This window comes from Streptomyces sp. NPDC060049 (assembly GCF_042736715.1).
In the GTDB taxonomy this organism is placed as follows: Bacteria; Actinomycetota; Actinomycetes; order Streptomycetales; family Streptomycetaceae; genus Streptomyces.
Window position 1 is genome coordinate 48,575 of the sequence record NZ_JBHWVV010000005.1, and the last position, 17,738, is coordinate 66,312.

Sequence of the window (17,738 nt, forward strand, 5' to 3'; positions counted from 1 at the left end):
GTCATCCGCATCCAACCGCCACGACCACCAACCCGGCGAACCTATGAGGTCACAGCACTAGCGCGGGGATGAGCACCAGGTCCGGGAACACACCGAGCATCAGCCCGCCCAGTACGGCGCCGACGATGGAGCCTGCGGCCATGACCGTGGTAAAGCGGAGGTTCGCGCCGGGGACGGCGAAGCTGCCGTCACGGCTGTATCGGGCGAAGGCCACCAGCATGGTCGGCAGCGAGACCAGCAGGGAGAGGCTTCCCGCTGTCTTGATGCCCTCCCCGAACAGCAGCACGATCGTCGGGATCAGGAGCTCACCGCCGGCCACGCCCATGATCGCCGCGACCACCCCGATACCGAAGCCAGCCACGACCCCGCACGGCACCTGCGCCCACAACGGCAGATCGAGCGTGCCCACCGCCGTGGTGTGCGTGACCATCAGAGCGGCGGCCATGAGCACCATCAGGGCGGCCAGCACCTTGTAGAGGGTGGCGGAGCGCATACGTACCGCCCAAGACGCTCCGGCCCAGGCACCCAACAGGCTGCCGGCCAGCAGGTTGACCGCGACCGGCCAGCGAGCGGCCACCTCGGCAGCCGGGACCGCCGCCAGACAGGCAAGCAGCGCGACCAAGACCACGACCAGACTCATCGCCTTGTTCAAGATGACCGCCGAGAGCGCGGCGAACCCGAACAGGCTGATCAACAGCGGCAGACGAAACTCCGCGCCCCCAGACCGATCATCCCGCCCAGAACACCGATCGCGGCTCCGGCGCCGAAGGCGGCGGGCGCCGAGTGTGTTGGACGGAGCGGAGCGAGGTTCTGATCAGTGGTCATGACGGGCATCCTCGCTGGTGACAGCGTCTTCGAGGAGTTCGAGCATGAGTCGGCGCCGCTCGACGTAGGGACGGCCACGTACGCCCCCGAGTTCGGGGTGGGCGATCAGGTCGAACGCGGAAGCGCGCGGGTTCGCAGAATCCATGAGCGCGAACGCCCGGAACCCACACGTGACCTACCAGCTGAAGGGGTTGGACGTGCAAGTTCCGGGTTTTGGATGAGCACCTCGGCCTCGGCGGGCTGGATCGGTCCGGGTACTGCGCCGTGTGCTTCTTCCGGCCGGTGACGGAGTCGGCCTGATCGGACCGGGGGACGTCGAGGCACGGGCTGGCGGTGTACGTCTCAGGTGGGACGTACGGGTCCCGCACAAGGCCGCCGCGAGGGCGTTGGCAGTGAGGGGCCGTCCCCGTACGCGAGCGCGCTGCCCGGCCGGATCGGCCTGGCAGCGCGCTTGTCCGTGTCCTGCCCCGCGGTGATGTCTGGGGTGGCGCAGGGTCGGGGTTGCCTTCGCGCCGGTTACTTGGTTCCCGGGCCCCGGTAGGTGAGGTAGATACCGTGAGTGTTGGCCGCGGGGTTGCCGTCCCAGTAGGCGAGGCTGGGTGTGTCCGCGCTCCACGCACCGGCGATCTTGGTGAAGGCGCTCCAGGTGGTGCCGTCGTAGGTGGCCCAGTACAGGCCCTGGTCGCCTTCGGGGCCGCGGACGGCGCACCAGAGCTTCCTGTCCTTGACGGCCAGGCCCACGCCAGCGCCGGGAGCGGTCTTACGGGGCCCGGGGAGCTGGGAGGACATGTTGCTCCACCTGGTGCCGTCGAAGGTCATCGACGTGAGCGCTCCGTCGAGCTGCGGGAACTGCTCCCCGTGATTGGCCGGGTAGACGCAGTAGAGCGTCCCGTTGAACTCCACGAGGGCCGGGCTGCCGACGGCCTTGAAGGGGGCACCGATCGGGGTGAAGGGGCTCCAGTTGGTGCCGTCGGTGGCGCTGGCGTGCATCAGCCGGCCGTTGCTGCCTTCGGCCACGACGCAGTGCAGGGCGCCCTTGTAGGGGTACAGGGTCGGACTGTAGCCGCTGGTGATGTCGGGGAACTTGTTCGGGTCAGCGCCGCTGTAGTTGACGACCCCCCAGTAGACCGCGCGGTCCGTGCCCTTGCCCCTGAACGCGTAGATGGTGTCCTTAGAGTGCCGCGCCAATGCGGGGCTGGCACCGCAATCGGCCTTAAGACTCCACCAGGTGCCGATTGACGAGTTGTCGTGCTGGCGCCCGTGGAGCCATTGCTTGCTGCTGTCCGTCACGGCCAGGAAGTAGAGGTTGAACGACGGGGCCTGGGCGGGCCCGAAGGGACTGTTCAGGCCGATGGATTGGGTGGCGCTCCACTCGCCGTTGTCCCAGATCCCGATCTTCCTGTACACGACCTGCGTGCTGGCGGTCGGCTGGCGAAGGGGCTGGGTCTGGCAGCCGAAGGTCAGCTTGTAGTGGCCGTTGCCGGTGAAGTCCAGGACGGTGTCCTTGCCATTCAGCGCCTGCAGACCGGCACGGGTGTAGGCCACACTGCGCTCGCCCACCAGGTCGTCGTCGTTGGAGAGCCACCCCAGCAGCCAGTCCAGGAGCGCCGCGACGACCGCGATGACGGCCGCGAGGGCTGCTTCCTGCTTCTCTCCGTCCTTGATGATGCTGACCGCAGCCGTTGCGCAGGCGTCGGCCACATCCCGCAGCCGGGCGCGCAGTTCACCGAAGACGTCGCCCTGGTCCCTCTCCCAGCACTGGATGTTGGTCATCAGGTGATGGCCGACTTCCCCATGGAACAGGTGTGCCCCGGCGGGGAAGTCCCTGCTCTCGCCGCTGTCCACGTCACCGTACTGGGGTGAGGCGTAGGTGCTGCGGGCGTTGCTGTCGGCGCCGGCGGCGCACATCCAGTAGATCTCGTCCGAGCTGTTCCACTGGTCGCCGGTGGAGCGCACGCACGTGAACCTCTTCAGCGCCAGCGTGGTGGGCAGGACCAGCGAGTCGGGCACCTCCTGGGACAGGGGCGCGGTCAGCACCGTCGCACCGGACCCGGTCGCGGCCATCGCCTCCAGGAACGACTCGTCGTCCACCGGCTGCCCCTCGGCCAGCGTGGTGACGTCAACGATGTTCACGTTCGGCTGCGCGAGGATGCCGGGCAGCAGGGTGGTCAGGTCTCGGCCGAGGTCGGCGAGCGTGTACGGGTCCTGGACCGCGAGGCGTCCCACCACGTCGGGGAAGACCTGGTCCAATGCTGCGGGGGCGGCTTCCTGGTACGCCTTGCCGGCCGCGGCGATCTCCTCGTCGGAGATGGCTCCCCGCAGCATCCGCAGCAGGCTCTCCTCCAGTTCCGTCAGCTCCAGGCCCTGCTCCTGGCGGGCCGCGGCGTGCAGCGTGACACCGGCCAGGACGTTGGCCGGTCGGCGCAGCCGCAGCCGATCCACCGACCGGGAGACCTTCGGATCGTCGCTCAGGCCGGCCTTCAGCCGGGCAAGGCGTTCATCGAAGTTGGTGCCGAGCTGGGCCATGCATGCTCCTCCGGTCATGGAGGGCCGCAGGTCAGCCCCCGGAGCGAACCTAATGAGACAGACAGGGACCTTCAGCAGAACAGGGCAAAACGGCCAGTTTTCGCCGTTCCCCGCCTAAACAGACCACCACTGGCGCGGACAGGCCCGAGGTCATGAACCGCCGTCACCTTCTACTGACACATTCGTACGCGGCCGCACCCGCCGCCGCTCTGGCCAGCGGCGAGCTCGGCGGCGTCGGGCATCAGCGGATCCGGGGCAGGGCCTTGTCCGGGTGCGCGGCGTGTACGTACTTCACGGCGATGCTGGGATGGATGCCGAAGAGGCGGACGAGGTGGACCGGATCGGCGGTCTCGCGGGCTTCGTCCAGGACGCGGTCGGCCCACACCTGCCGTGGCAGCAGTCCGATCTGGTTGAACGCGGCCCGTATCGCGAGGTAGCTGATCTGCGGCGAGGCGGGGTGCCGGTAGGTCTGGGAGGTGATGAGCAGGTGCGGGTTGGTGGCCATGGGCCAGCGACGGCGGCGTTCGCGCAGCCAGTCGACCATCAGATCGGTGCTCAGGTCGTCGAGGTAGACGAGGTGCGTCCGCTCACCCCGGCGTACCGCCAGTGTCCGGCGGGCGAGGTCGGGGTCGGCCAGGTCGAGGCGGGCGACCTCCATGGCGCGCACGGCGTGGATCGCGATCAGAGCGACGATGAGCCGTGCGGCGGGGCCGTCCAGCCGGTCCAGGGCTCCGGCCAGTCGCTCGCTGGGCAACGGCCGCGGCAGGTGTACTCCAGCGGGCAGCTGTAGCCCGGCCGTGGGGTTGAGGAAAATTAGCCGTTCCTGCTTCAGGGCCCCGAAAATGCTGCGCAGCACGCTGAGCAAGCCGCGGGCCACGTTGCCCGGATGGCGGGCGAGTTCGCTCGTGATGTGCTCGGCGGTGACCTGCCGCAAGTCCAGCCCAGTCACCGTCCACAAGGTGAGAGCCGGCCAGGCGATACGCAGGTCGTGGCGGATGCGTCGGAAACGGGCCGGGGCGTGCCGGAAGCGGCCGCGGCCGCGCAGCACCCCGCCCGGACCGGCGTTTTCCCGCACCCTGACGGGGTGCCGACTGGTTCGAGCCCAATCCGAAACGACTGTCTGCAAATGATCTGTCGCTCACTGTTACCAAAGAGGAAGGATTCAACACGCGGACGTGTGCCGCGCGCCCTGCCCCTCTCCCGTTGGGATTTGCCTGTGTCGTCCGAGATCGTGGTTTCACGTGTTGATCGTCTGGACCGGTTGCGTGCCCATTTGCGCGGGGAGCCGGTGGCGAAGAAATTCGAGGCGCTGACGCCGCCGCCACGGGCGGCGAACCTGCTCCTGGGGATCCTGCTGCACGGCGCGGCCCGCGTGCAGGCCGGTCTGGAGCCAACGGACCTGGAGGCCCGCCTGCTCCAGTCGGTCACGGGGCTGCTCGACGAGGAGGAGCTGGGCGACTTCGGGCGCGTCTACCTCGAGGAGGCGTCCGGCCGTGCCGGGGTGTTCCCCGACAGTCTCGCCACCCGCTCCACCGACACCGGCTACACCGCCCTGGACCTGGCCGCGGACCTAACGGCGGCCGGCGAGGAGATCGGCGCGCAGCCGAACGCGAACGTGATCGACGTGGACGCCCCGGCCGCAGACCCGCGGGGGCCCGAGGCCGAGGAGTACGGGCGGGCGGTGGGCGCCTACGGCTACGGTGCCACGGTGATGACCTCGGCCACCGCCTGGGATCAGGTCGAGCTGACTGCGGCCCCGGTGATGACCAAGGTGTGGCTGGACCGCCTCTACATGTACGTGGGGTCCGACGAGTTCGGCTCCGAGGAGATCTACGCCGCCACCTCCGCCGCGGCGGACGGCGGCACCCGCCAGTGGATGCGCAGCCACGTCATCGAGGGCGTCAATACCGGCGAGAGCCATCCGTTCGGCCCGAACACGGTGATCTATCACGGGAGCGTCGACCGGGGCGTGATCTTCAATGTCCAGTGCTGGGAGGAGGACCACGGCCAGGCGACGAAACTGCTGGAAACGCTGGAGTCGATCTCGAAGACGGCGTGGGAGCTCGCCGACGCCCTGCCCGAGGGCAAATTCAGCGCCGGCTCGAGCGAGCTCCTCGCCTTCGCCTCGGGGATCGCCAACCTCATCAAGCTGTTCGTGTCGTTCTTCGCCGACGACCTGATCCAGCAGCGGGTCTTCGCCTTCGACCGCGCCGCGCTCAACGCCATCGCCGCCAAGCCCTTCCACGAGGAGGACCACCGCTTCGACGGCGGCGGGTTCCTGGGCAACGGCACGATCTACATGGCCATCCGTACGCGCGTCAGCAAGCTCCCCGTCATCGGCCTGCGCGCCCACAACGGGGGCGGCTGGCACAGCCCCGTCCAGCCCGGTGGCGTCAGCCACCACGCGCCCGCCCTCGCGAGCTTCGGCAATCACCTTTACAGCGCCCACGCCGGCATCGACAAGAAGGTGTACATCACCCGCTTCGACGGCACCTCATGGAGCGGCCACGCGGTGGTGCCCACCACCGGCATCCTCTCCGCCCCCGCGCTGGCCGTCCACGCCGGCCGCCTCTACCTCGCCCACCGCGACCTCGACAACCGGGTGATCGTCACCTCCACCGCCAACGGCGTCACCTGGACCTTCGCCGTCGTGCTGCCCGGGACGACCACCAACGGCCCGGCCCTGGCCACGTCGGACGGGAACCTGTACTGCGTGGTCCGCGGCGCCCAGGACCACAAGTCGTACTTCGCCCTCATGGAGAGCAACAACACCTGGAGGGCATTCGATCAGCACGGTGCAGGTGGCTCGTACTTCGCGACGAGCATGCTGTCCAACGGGAACGGAATGCACATGACCCGCACCGCCCTCAACGGGCAGGTCTACCTCAAGTCCCACAACAACTACGCATGGTCCGGCGAGACCCTCGTGGGCCAGTACTCCATGGCCGCCCCGGCACTGGTGGTTTGCGCGAACCTCCTGCACTGCGTCGTCCTGGGCTCCGACGAAAACCTGTGGATCAACCGCCAGAACGGCGGCGGCTGGGACGCCTTCGCACAACTCCCCGGCACCGCCAACAGCGTCACCGCAGCCGGCCTCGCCACCCACGGCGGAACCCTGTACGTCGCCTACGCCACCGCCACACCCGGACTCTGACCACCAGCCGTTCCGTGGCGGCGCCACTCCGGCGGCGCCGCGGAACGCTGCCCAGTCCTTCGGCGCGAAGCCCGAGGACCCCGCCGCCGTCCGGCAGTAACCGCCCACCCTCAACGCGGCTCCTCGCCGACTCGCCAGGCCTTCCTCGTATCCGCAGAAGCGACCACCCCGAACCCCTCGTAGGGCGACTCATGCCGATACTCAGATGAGACACCTGCAAGAGTCTGGAGAACCGTCCAACTTCTGCTCGTAGGCCACCCCTGCCCGCAGCGCAGCCGGGCCAGGCACCGACTCCGCGGCCCGCGCCAGCATCGGCTCAACCGGCGGTCTGAGCACCATCTCCGGGGCCTCCCTCGCAGTCCCCCTTCCAGGATCGCCCCGACCGGCGCGACACGGTCCGGCGGGACAGCCGCCACATCACCCATCCGAGGGGCGCAGCGGGGCCGTCTGGGCCGGTCTGGGGCCCGTGTGGGGGAGCGTGATCGCATGCGCCGCTGGTCTCTGTCCTGCTCCTCGCCGCGCTGCTCGCGGCCTCCGGATGCGTCACTGTCCACCCCGCCCCCCGCTCGGCCGCGAAGGCCTCCCCGGCCGCCGCGGCGGCCGACCACAAACACCCCGGCCCTGCCCGGCCCGGACAGCGCGCCGCCGAGCCGGCGGCACTGCCCCTCTCCCCCCTCCCCGGCGCCCACCCCTCCGCCGAACCCCTTATCGACCCCACACGGCGTGCGCCCGATCCCGCCCAACGTGCCCCCGCAGCCGCAGCGAACCAACAGAACACCACCACGCCCCGCCGGACCGACCAGGGGCCCACCCGGCCGCGCAGGGCCAGCCCGCACAAACCCGCCGCGCACCCCACCACGAGGGTCAGGCCAAAGACCACGGGCACGGCCAAAGCCAGCGGCATCCGTGCGCCTGCACCGCGCCGCCCTGGCCACCCCGCACCCGGAGTGCGGGCCGGGGACATGGCCGCGCTGTGCCGCTCCGCGCACGGCGTGACCAGCCCGACCATCACAGCGCTGTGCCGACACACCTACGGCCGGTGACACCCGGGGAGACTCGCAAAGAAAATCGAACACATGTTTTAGTTAAGAGGTGACACCGCACTACTTCCCCGCTGACCTCGTCGCTCTCCAGCAGACGCGGAAGCGGACCTACACGGCCCTCGCGCACACCCCCGCCGGGACCGGCACGGCCGCGCTGCGGCGCGCCCTGGTCCTCCTGGACCTCCGCCTTGCCACCCACCCCTACTGGGCCTCTCCCGCCCACTGGCGGGCTGGCGCCGGCGAGCTGCGCCGCACCGCCCTCACCCATGCCCCCGAGGCCGTGGACCGGAGTGCAGCATGAGCGAGCAGGCCCCCACCACCACCCGCCCCAAGGCCGTCCCTGTCACCTGGGCACCCAGCCAGACCGGACCCTGCGCTCGGTGCCACTCTCAGACCTGCCGTTACGGCCACGGTGGCAACCCCCTCTGCTTGGGCTGCCAGCACGAGCGGGACGAGCGGCTCGCCCGCACCCGACCATGAGTGATCCCGCCCGACGCCACTCGCCCGCCCGGCTCCCGCCCGTTCGCGTCCTCCTTCCCGACGGCGAGGTCGGCGGGCGCCTCGTGCGCAGGTGGCAGACCGATACCGGGCGGTGGGTGTACGTGGTGGCCCTGCGAGCCTGGGCCAGCCGCACCGCCAGCACCGGCCAGGACCTGACCGAGGACCTCATCGCGGTCGACGTTCCCAGCGACCGCGTACGACCCGTCCCCGGGACGTCGTACGAGGGCGTTCCCATGCTGCGCCGCCAGCAGCCCGCTCCGGCCGCGGCCCGGCCGCACCCGCGCTGACCGCCCTTGGCGAACCGGTCGCGGCCGGCTCGGAGATGTGGATCGGGGAGCGCGTATGGCGCCCCTCCGCCACGCCAGGCACCGACCCGGGACTACGCCTGCACCGCCCCGGCTCCTGGGCCATCGCAGGCGGAACCGGCGGCCACCTCTCCACCGAGGAAGCCCGCTTCATGGTCGCGCGCGACGCCATCGCCAGCGCCTGCGACGTGTGCGACGCCCACCAGACCCTGACCACCCCGAAGAAGTAGGCACAAGTCAGCTGGCCCGAGCCCGATCGTTATCCCATGAAGTAGCTCCAGGTCTGGTTGGCGCCGCCGTTACAGCCCCACTGGCTGGCCTGCGCGCCCCAAGCGGTGCTGAAGCCGGCTATCTCCAGGCACTGACCGCTGATCTCATTCCTGATCGGCACGGGCGGTCCGTGCTGTCACGTTCCGTCACCGTCCCCCAATGCTGGTTGGCTCCGCCGCTGCAATTCCACTGCCGAGCCTGTGCGCTGTAATCGGTACGCCAGTCGGCGATCTCCAGGCACTTTCCGCTGTACACGTTCCTGATCACAGATACGTTTGAGTAGGACCAGGTGGGCACGATGTCCCAGCGCTGGTCGGCGCCACCGGTGCATCCCCACTGCCGAACTGGCGCGCCGTTGTCAGTGCGCCAGTCCGCGACCTCCAGACACTGCCCGCTGGCACCGTTCTTGATCGTGACGTTGTGGCCTTCCGCATACGCCGACGCCGGAGTGGCTCCCAGGCCAAACACCAGCCCAGCCGCCACAGTGACGGCGGCGACTACCGATTTGGCGCGATTCATACCCATGTTTTCCCCCGTTTGTTGGTGCGGCTCGCAGGTAACGACTGCCACAACGAACTTGCTTGAAAAACCCGACAGTTAACCGGACACCACCGAGCCTAGGAACGAGCGGATCCCCGCCATGAACAACTGGCGCAGACTTCCTTGACTTCCAGCGCACGGAACCCAATGGGACTGACGCGTACGCATCAGTGCCTGTTCTGATCCCCGGCCCGAGGCATCTCGCCGCCCTGGGAGCAGGCGCCCTCTAGCCCGCCATTTCGCGGCCCTACGCGGGGACGGGCATGCAGGCCCTCGCGCAGCACATGGAACGGGAAGAAGGCGGCGTGGCGGGCGGGCCCACGTCGAGCGATGAACAACCCGTACCCGAGCACTTTCGATCCGGCCGATTCGCCGCGCGGCGCCGGGCCCTCCCAGCCCGGGTCCGCCGTCAGCACATCGGCGGCGCCCGGGGCCGCAGACTCAGCCGGGTCGCAGCCGCCGTGCTGGCGAGGAATGAGGCGAGGACGGCGAACAGGTACTTCTCGCGGACATTCACGACTCGACACGGTGGTGGAGCGCTCCCGCCTGGCGGCGCCGTCCACCTGGTCCTGATCGCCGGTCGCATCCCGGTCCTGTAGTCGGCGCCTCGGTGCGCAAGGGTCCTGGGTGCGCTTCGGTCACCGCCCGTGTCCGGCAGCTTTAACCAGCATTTAGCCCGGAGGAGTCCACTCCAAGGGTCTGCCGCAGGGGCGCGGCCAGATTCACTGCACGCCGGATCGGAGATCCAGTGTCACTTGGGAAAGTTGACTGATGCCGTCAGACAGAGGCGGCCGAGGCGCAGTTCGACGACGCCCGTCTGCCGGACAAGCCGGACGGCTACGAGGTCCGTGCCATCGGCCGGCGCACGGCCACCGGTTCCTCCTGGGGTCCGCGGCTCCACAGGAACCGACGCCGGGGCCGAGGCGTCCGAGCTCGATCCCACCCAAAAGCCGACGTTCGTCGTCGGAGCGTGGTGTCTCGGCTGACGCGACGGCAGCGACCTGATCGCCAGACCACCGTTTCGGCCCGTGCGGCCGCGGCGGGCAGCGGCGGGGAGCGGCGAGTCCTCGGTCGGCAAGGGCCTCACCGAGGGCGCCGGGGCGGCTTCCTGCCCGGCGGGATCAAGGGCACGCGCCTGCGGTCCCGCGCCGTGAAGGACGCCCCGGAGGTCTCCGGCGACAGTCCTGCGCCCGGGCTGCTGACGGCCCGGATCCCCCACTGACTTGGCCGTGGCCGCCCCCTCAGGCCGGCCACGGTCCACCCATACCCATACCCATACCCGTACCCAAATTCAGATGGAGCGTTGATGTCCAGCCGTTCACCAGGCGGAGGAATCCGCCACAGGTTGCCGTTGGCAGCGGCCCTGGCTCTCTCCCTCGCGGTGCCAGGGATACTGACCCCGGTCGCGGAGGCGGCCGATCTCCCCGGCGCCCCGAAGATCACCAAGCCGAGGGAAGCGAAGGTCCGGGCGGTCAACGCCCAGGGCGCCAAGGAAGCTCGCGACCTCGTCTCCAAGGACAAGGCCGAGAACAAGGTCCAGGCCGACCGGGCCCGCGCCGACGCCAAGGCGGACTGGCCCAAGGCGGCCACGCTGGAGGGTTCGGCCGCGCGGTCGGGTTCCCGCCCGCTGGTCGACGTACGGTCCACGGCGCGGGTCAAGAGCCCGTTGCTGAGCCCGTCGGTTCCTCAGGGCCCGGCCGCACCCGCCGCGACGACTCCGGCGAGCGACGGTCGGAAGTCCACGGTCAAGGTGCTGGACCAGAAGGCTGCGGAGAAGGCCGGCATCACCGGCGTCCTGTTCACTGCGACCAACACGGCTGACGGACCGGCGCAGTTGACCGTGGACTACGGGTCCTTCGCCTCCGCGGTCGGCGGCGGCTGGTCCACCCGCCTCGGGCTCGTCAGCCTGCCCGCGTGTGCGCTGACCACCCCCGAGAAGGCGGAGTGCCGCAAGACGACACCGCTGCCTTCGGCGAACAGCATCAAGAACCAGACGGTGACAGCGGATGTCACCGCGCTCCCCGCCGGAACCCCGTCCGCGGCCAAGTCCAAGGACAAGGCCCCGGCGCAGGCTCCGGCGGTCTTCGCCGTCATGGCCACGGAGACCGCCTCGCCCAAGGGCGCCGGGAACTTCGCGGCGACCCCGCTCTCCGCCTCCTCCACCTGGGGATCGGGAACCTCCAGTGGTGGCCTCACCTGGTCGTACACGGTGGCCGTCCCGCCCGCCGCTTCAGGGCCTGTGCCCGCGCTGTCGTTCTCGTACAGCAGCAGTGCCATCGACGGCCGAACGGCGAACACCAACAACCAGGGCTCCCAGATCGGCGAGGGCTTCGACCTGACGTCCTCCCACATCGAGCGCAAGTACGGCTCGTGTGACGACGACGGCCAGACCGACAAGAACGACTTCTGCTGGAAGTACGAGAACGCCTCCCTCGTCCTGAACGGCAAGTCCAGCGAACTCGTCATGGACGACACGACGGGCAAGTGGCACCTCAAGGGCGACGACGCCTCCCAGGTCATCCGGGGCACCGGCGCCGACAACGGCGACAACGACGGCGAATACTGGAAGGTGATCACCGGCGAAGGTACGACCTACACCTTCGGCCTGAACAAGCTCCCCGGCGCCGGCTCCGAGCGCACCAACTCCACCTGGACCGTACCCGTCTTCGGTGACGACTCCGGTGAGCCCGGATACACGAAGGGTTCCACCTTCGCCGGCCGCTCCGAGGTCCAGGCCTGGCGCTGGAACCTCGACCTGATCCAGGACGTCCACGGCAACGCCGCCACCTACTGGTACGCGGCCGAGACCAACAACTACGCCAAGAACGGCGACAAGACCAAACTCGCCGCCTATGACCGCGGCGGCACCCTCTCCGAGATCCGCTACGGCCAGCGCGCCGACACCCTCTTCACGGGCACGCCCTCGCACAAGCTCACCTTGGGCTACGAGGAGCGCTGTTTCGCGACGGACTGCACCAGCCTGACGAACGACACCTCGGACAACTGGCCCGACGTCCCCTTCGACTCGGTCTGCGCCGCGGGCGTCACCGACTGCAAGGCAACGGGTCCCGCCTTCTTCACGCGCAAACGGATGACGAACGTGAAGACGTACGCGTGGTCGACGGCTCTGGAGCCGGACAACTACGCGCTGGTCGACACCTACGACCTGACGCAGGAGTACCTGGACCCGGGTGACCTGGGTGACACCAGCGACCAGAGCCTGGTCCTCAAGTCGATCAAGCGCACGGGCAAGAACGGCGGCACGGTCGACGTTCCCCCGGTCGACTTCACCTACCACATGCGCCCGAACCGGGTGGACGTCGACGGCGACAACATCGTCCCGCTCAACCGCCCGCGCATCAACACGATCACCTCCGAGACGGGCGCGATCACCACGGTCACGCTCTCCAACCCCGAGTGCGTGCGCGGTACGAAGATGCCGGTGGCCGAGGACGACAACTCCCTGTCCTGCTACCCCGTTTACTGGCCGATCAACGGCGGCGACCCCCAGCTCGACTGGTTCCACAAGTACAACGTCACCGCGGTGACCATCGCTGACCCGTCGGGCCAGAACGACCTCGTCGAGAACTCCTACGAGTACGCGAACCCCGGCTGGCACCACAACGACGACCCGCTGACCCCGGAGAAGGAGCGGACCTGGTCCGACTGGCGCGGATACGGCAAGGTCACCGCCTCCACCGGAGCCGTCGGCAAGACCCGTTCCAAGACCGTGAAGGTCTTCATGCAGGGCATGCGCGGCGACACCCGCAAGGCCGGTGGCGCCACCCGCACCTCCACGGTCGCGGCCGTCCCGGTGGCCGGGCTGACGATCCCCGACATCAACGACGACAACCAGTACTCGGGCTTCCAGCGCCAGGAGATCACCTACGACGGAGCGACTCCCGTCTCCGTATCGGTGACCGACCCGTGGAGCAAGGAAACCGCCAGCCAGCAGAAGTCGTACGCCAACGCCAAGGCCCACTACGTCCGCACGGGGACCACGTACGCCCACACCTTCCTCACCGCGTCCAGCACCTGGCGCACCACCCGCACCGACACCACCTACGACGACGTCTACGGGATGACCACGCAGGTCTCGTCCTCCGGTGACACGGCCAAGACCGGCGACGAGACGTGCACCCGCACCTGGTACGCGCGCAACGATGCCAAGGGCATCACCAACCGCACCTCGCGCACCCGCACCGTCGGCGCCCTGTGCTCCGTCACCGACGACAAGCTGACGCTGCCCGCCAACTCGGCCACCCGCGGCGACGTCCTGTCCGACACGGCCACCGTCTACGACGACACCGCCGCCACGGGCTGGACGGCGAGCCAGACCCCGACCCTGGGTCTGGCCACCTGGACCGGGCGCGCCCAGGCCTACCCGGCGGCGGCCGGTACCGCCGACCGCAACCCGGCCGGCGCGGCCGGCTGGCAGACTGTCTCGAAGACCACCTACGACACGGCAGCGGCCAAGCTCGGCCGTCCGCTGAGCGTCACCGACGCCGCCGGCAACACCACGACGACCAGCTACACGCCCGCCGCGGCCGGACCGCTGGAAGTCACCGTGAAGACCGCGCCGAAGCTCGCCTCCAACGGGCAGCAGCACAAGTCGTACACCTACCTGGACCTGCGCGGATCGACCGTGCGCTCCATCGACGCCAACATGGGCTCGACGTTCAACACCTACGACGCCCTAGGCCGGTTGACCGCCACCTGGCTGCCCAACCGCGGCCAGTCCCAGACCCCGAACGTCAAGTACGGCTACCTCCTGGAACGCGGCAAGCAGCCGTGGACCTCGGTCGGCAGCCTCGCCGCCGACGGTAACTACAAGACCGTCTACACGATCTCGGACGCGCTCCTGCGCCCGCTGCAGACCCAGAGCCCGTCACCGAACGGCGGCCGGATCCTCACGGACACCCGCTACGACTCGCGCGGGCTGGCCTACGAGACGTACGCCGACATCTGGGACAAGGACAAGGCGCCCGAGGGTACGTACGCCCGTGCCGAGTACGGCAGCACCCCCAAGCAGACCCAGACGGTCTTCGACGGCCTCGGCCGCACCATCAGTTCCTCGCTCCTCGTCTACGGGGTGCAGAAGCAGACCACCACCACCGGCTACACCGGTGACTCGACCGCCACGACGGCCCTCCAGGGCGGCAACGCAACGCGTACGATCACGAACGGCCTCGGGCAGGCCACGGAGACCCGCACGTACGGCGGCACGACGCCGAACGACGCCGAGTACGGGGGCACCGCGCCGGTCACGCCTTACACCAGCGTGAAGCAGACGTACACGGTCGACGGCAAGCAGGCCACGGTCACCGGCCCCGACAACGCCAAGTGGACCTACGGCTACGACCTCTTCGGCCGTTCCGTCAGCACCACCGACCCCGACAAGGGGCAGGCCACCACGACGTACACCGTCCTGGACCAGATCGCCTCCTCCAAGGACGCCCGCAACACGGTCCTGGAGTACGGCTACGACGAGTTCGGCCGCAAGACGGGCCTGTGGAAGTCGCCGAAGTCCGACGCCAACAAGCTCGCGGCGTGGACGTACGACACCATCCGCAAGGGTGCCAGCAGCGAATCCGTCCGCTACGAAGGCGGCGTCACCGGCAAGGCCTACACCAAGTCCGTTACCGCCTACGACACCCTGGGCCGTCCGGCCACGACGCGCCTGACCTTGCCCTCCGACGATCCGCTGGTCACCTCTGGCGCCATCACCGCCTCCACCGACACCACGGTCAACTACCGGCTCGACGGCACGCTGGGTTCCAGCTCCGCGCCGACGGCCGCCGGCCTGCCGTCGGAGACCGTCCAGGTGAACTACAACGACTTCGGCCTGCCGAAGGGGATTTCCGGCGCCACCGACTACGTCCAGAACATCGCCTACTCCCCCATCGGTGAGATCGAGCAGCTGACCTTGGCCCGCTCCGCGGCCGCCGGTGTCCGCAAGACGTTCATCGGCAACACCTACGAGGACGGCACCCGCCGTCTACTCAAGTCCACAGTCAACGACCAGACCCACAACGGCATGATCCAGGAGCTGACCTACAACTACGACCAGGCCGGCAACGTCCTGTCGATCTTCGACTCGGCCCCGCTCAGCGGCTTCACCAAGGCCGACAACCAGTGCTTCACCTACGACGCCCAACGCCGTATGACCGAGGCCTGGACCCCGAAGACCGCCGACTGCGCCGTCTCGGGCCGGACCGCCGCCAACCTCGACGGCGCCGCCCCCTACTGGAACAGCTACACCTACACCGCGTCCGGCCAGCGGGCCACGGAGAAGACCAACACCGGCACCTCGACCACCCGCACCTACTGCTACGACCCGGCCCGCCCGCACACGCTGGCGGCCACCACCACCGGCGCCACCTGCACCGGCATCACCCCGCAGTACACGTACGACGCGACGGGCAACACCACCAAGCGCGCGGAAACCCCCGGCAGCACCACTTCCCAGACCCTGAACTGGGGCGCGGAGGGCAAGCTCACCAAGACCACCGAAGGGGCCACCGCCACCGACTACGTCTATGACGCTGAGGGCGAACTCCTGATCCGCCGCGACCCCGCCGGCGAGACGGTGCTCTACGCCGGCTCCAACGAGGTGCACCTCAAGGGTGCCAAGAAGTGGGCCACCCGCTCCTACAGCATCTCGAGCGTCAAGGTCGCGGTACTGAGCAACGAATCCGGCACCGCCAAGCTGTCCTTCGTGGCCGGCGACCACCACGGAACGTCCTCCCTCGTGGTCTCCGCCGACGACACCCAGACGGTGTCCAAGCGGTACACCACCCCCTTCGGCTCCGCACGCGGACCCGCCGCCACCAACTGGCTGGACGACAAGCGGTTCCTCGACAAGCCGGAGGACACCAACACCGGCCTCACCCACGTCGGCGCACGTGAATTCGACGCGGCCCTCGGCCAGTTCCTCAGCGTCGACCCCGTGCTGAGCGTCGACCAGCACCAGTCCCTCAACGGCTACAGCTACGCAAACAACAGCCCGGTCACCTTCAGCGACCCGACCGGTCTCGAGAGCTGCGGCGACGCCGGCTACTGCGGTGGCGGCGGCTGGACCAACGGCAAGCACATCGAGGACATGCCGGAGGACGAGGTCGAGGAACACTACAACGGCGGAGGAGGCGGAGGCGGAGGCGGCGGAGGCGGCGGAGGCGGCGGAGGCGGCGGAGGCGGCGGCGGCGGAGGCGGCGGCGGCGGCGGAGGCGGCCTCGGAGGCCGCGGAAGCTGGAGCGGCAACTCGTTCGGTCGCGGCGATATCTTCAACCCCATGCCCCTGGGCTGGAACCCCGCCCTTGCCCCGCTGTTCACGGCTCCGCGGGAAAAGTTCGGGATCATAGACGAAGGGGGTCCGTACAACTCGTGGGAGACGTCGCGGGGCCTGTTCTTCGGATGGCTCTGGGGTGGCGGATACCCGCTCGGGCCCAGCCAGAAGTTCCGCGGCGGTGACACGTTCACCCGAGTGCTGGCGGGTGACGAATGGGTGGGCAAGGCCCGGTCAGAGCTTCTGGGACAAGCCCTGAAGAGCGGAATGGATGCACCCAACGCAAAGGAGCCCATGAGTTTCGGATACAAGGACAGGGGTCCGGAACCGGGGAGTCCCTGGTATCGGGCCAACACGGTACGCGGTATCTACAACGACATCTCCAGCGTATTGACCAACGGTAAGCTCGGTCACGCCAACAGCGCCGACGCATTCCTTGGAACCTACTCCGGGACTGCCCGCATCAGCGGCGTGGACAGAAGCAAGGGAGAAATGCGAATACAGTTCACCGTCCACAACCAGAGCGACTGGAATTCCGCCACGCACGCGATCCCCAGAACCTGGAATCCCCTCTTCGAAAAGACCTTCGGCGCCGCCGTTACGCAGGACTTCTCGTGGCAGGAGAGGGTTCCGCTCAACATGTGCGGATGCTACGCACACTAGAAACTCACCCACATCTCGATCCTCGGAATAGCTTGGAGCCAACATGCGCGGCCGTCGACCATTCCTCCTGGCAATCGTCCTGCTCCTCTCTGCCTGTGGTGGTTCAGGAGAGGCCAAAGGCACGGCGGAAGTAGACGACATCAAGGGAGACTGGACGACGGCAGCCGGCGCCCATCTGTCCTTCGAGGCGGACCACACCTTCACCTCACAGGGGTTGCGCTTCGACCCTTCGCTCGCGAAGGGCTGCCCCGCCGGAACGGGGAAAGGGAGCTGGGGTTTCTACGTTGACGAAGGAACTCCGGGCGGGTTCGTCGCAATGTCGAAGGAAGCACCGCGCGGTGACACCATCGGAGTGACTTTCGCCGGAATCGCCCAGGGCGACTGCAGCATCATGCTGAGCGTCCTCAAGAGCGGCGAACTGTGCGCCTCGATAGACCTCGATGAGGTCTGCAGCTTCAGCGACCGGTTCACCAGAAACAAGGCGACATCGACCCCGTAGATGGGGCAGCGGAAAGGCGATAGCCGATCACTGCCCCATCCACGGGCGGTGGGTTCATCAAATGCGGCTTTTCGCAATGAGGAATCACCACGTTCCTTCGATATCGGCACGTCAGCCTTCCATGAAG

General features: G+C 68.7%; 12 protein-coding genes. 6 read left to right on the forward strand and 6 right to left on the reverse strand.

Annotated features, from left to right (window positions below; genetic code table 11):
* Positions 1-49: 49 nt before the first annotated feature.
* From ACFWBY_RS10395 to ACFWBY_RS10410, 4 genes are all read right to left on the reverse strand, one after another.
* Positions 50-694, reverse strand: a complete 645-nt coding sequence (locus ACFWBY_RS10395; RefSeq protein ID WP_385332026.1) for a TSUP family transporter — start codon at positions 692-694, stop codon at positions 50-52.
* Between the two features lie 120 nt (positions 695-814).
* Positions 815-970, reverse strand: coding sequence for a hypothetical protein (locus ACFWBY_RS10400; protein ID WP_385332023.1), 156 nt, complete (start codon positions 968-970; stop codon positions 815-817).
* Between the two features lie 371 nt (positions 971-1,341).
* Positions 1,342-3,351, reverse strand: coding sequence for a hypothetical protein (locus tag ACFWBY_RS10405; RefSeq protein ID WP_385332020.1), 2,010 nt, complete (start codon positions 3,349-3,351; stop codon positions 1,342-1,344).
* A 241-nt stretch (positions 3,352-3,592) separates the two neighbouring features.
* Positions 3,593-4,300, reverse strand: coding sequence for a hypothetical protein (locus tag ACFWBY_RS10410; RefSeq protein WP_385332017.1), 708 nt, complete (start codon positions 4,298-4,300; stop codon positions 3,593-3,595).
* 339 nt (positions 4,301-4,639) lie between these two features.
* Between ACFWBY_RS10410 and ACFWBY_RS10415 the strand changes: the two genes are divergently transcribed.
* The 4 genes from ACFWBY_RS10415 to ACFWBY_RS10430 all read left to right on the forward strand — a co-directional run bounded on the left by ACFWBY_RS10415 (position 4,640) and on the right by ACFWBY_RS10430 (position 8,584).
* Positions 4,640-6,505 carry a hypothetical protein gene (locus tag ACFWBY_RS10415; protein ID WP_385332014.1) on the forward strand — a complete coding sequence of 622 codons (1,866 nt, stop codon included), beginning with the start codon at positions 4,640-4,642 and terminating at the stop codon, positions 6,503-6,505.
* 1,092 nt (positions 6,506-7,597) lie between these two features.
* Positions 7,598-7,849: a hypothetical protein gene (locus tag ACFWBY_RS10420; RefSeq protein ID WP_385332011.1), complete on the forward strand. Its 252-nt coding sequence runs from the start codon at positions 7,598-7,600 to the stop codon at positions 7,847-7,849.
* Positions 7,850-8,024: 175 nt separating this feature from the next.
* Positions 8,025-8,336, forward strand: coding sequence for a hypothetical protein (locus ACFWBY_RS10425; RefSeq protein ID WP_385332008.1), 312 nt, complete (start codon positions 8,025-8,027; stop codon positions 8,334-8,336).
* A 35-nt stretch (positions 8,337-8,371) separates the two neighbouring features.
* Positions 8,372-8,584: a hypothetical protein gene (locus tag ACFWBY_RS10430; protein ID WP_385332005.1), complete on the forward strand. Its 213-nt coding sequence runs from the start codon at positions 8,372-8,374 to the stop codon at positions 8,582-8,584.
* A 29-nt stretch (positions 8,585-8,613) separates the two neighbouring features.
* Here ACFWBY_RS10430 and ACFWBY_RS10435 read toward each other — a convergent pair whose 3' ends face one another.
* On the reverse strand, positions 8,614-8,745 hold the full coding sequence (locus tag ACFWBY_RS10435; protein ID WP_385332002.1) for an RICIN domain-containing protein: 132 nt from the start codon (positions 8,743-8,745) through the stop codon (positions 8,614-8,616).
* A complete protein-coding gene (locus ACFWBY_RS10440; protein ID WP_385409643.1) occupies positions 8,703-9,149 on the reverse strand; it encodes an RICIN domain-containing protein in 447 nt (148 codons plus the stop codon). Before ACFWBY_RS10440 ends, ACFWBY_RS10435 begins: the two co-directional genes overlap by 43 nt.
* A 1,396-nt stretch (positions 9,150-10,545) precedes the next feature.
* Here ACFWBY_RS10440 and ACFWBY_RS10445 point away from each other — a divergent pair.
* Positions 10,546-17,112, forward strand: a complete 6,567-nt coding sequence (locus ACFWBY_RS10445; protein WP_385331997.1) for an RHS repeat-associated core domain-containing protein — start codon at positions 10,546-10,548, stop codon at positions 17,110-17,112.
* Positions 17,113-17,155: 43 nt separating this feature from the next.
* Complete coding sequence (locus ACFWBY_RS10450) at positions 17,156-17,611, forward strand: hypothetical protein (protein ID WP_385331994.1); 456 nt, start codon at positions 17,156-17,158, stop codon at positions 17,609-17,611.
* Positions 17,612-17,738 lie beyond the last annotated feature (127 nt).

Bases quoted from the DNA above. Each gene is read 5' to 3' on its own strand.
- ACFWBY_RS10400 (WP_385332023.1), bottom strand. From the start codon at position 970: ATGGATTCTGCGAACCCGCGCGCTTCCGCGTTCGACCTGATCGCCCAC.
- ACFWBY_RS10405 (WP_385332020.1), bottom strand. From the start codon at position 3,351: ATGGCCCAGCTCGGCACCAACTTCGATGAACGCCTTGCCCGGCTGAAG.
- ACFWBY_RS10425 (WP_385332008.1), top strand. From the start codon at position 8,025: ATGAGTGATCCCGCCCGACGCCACTCGCCCGCCCGGCTCCCGCCCGTT.
- ACFWBY_RS10430 (WP_385332005.1), top strand. From the start codon at position 8,372: ATGTGGATCGGGGAGCGCGTATGGCGCCCCTCCGCCACGCCAGGCACC.
- ACFWBY_RS10440 (WP_385409643.1), bottom strand. From the start codon at position 9,149: ATGGGTATGAATCGCGCCAAATCGGTAGTCGCCGCCGTCACTGTGGCG.
- ACFWBY_RS10450 (WP_385331994.1), top strand. From the start codon at position 17,156: ATGCGCGGCCGTCGACCATTCCTCCTGGCAATCGTCCTGCTCCTCTCT.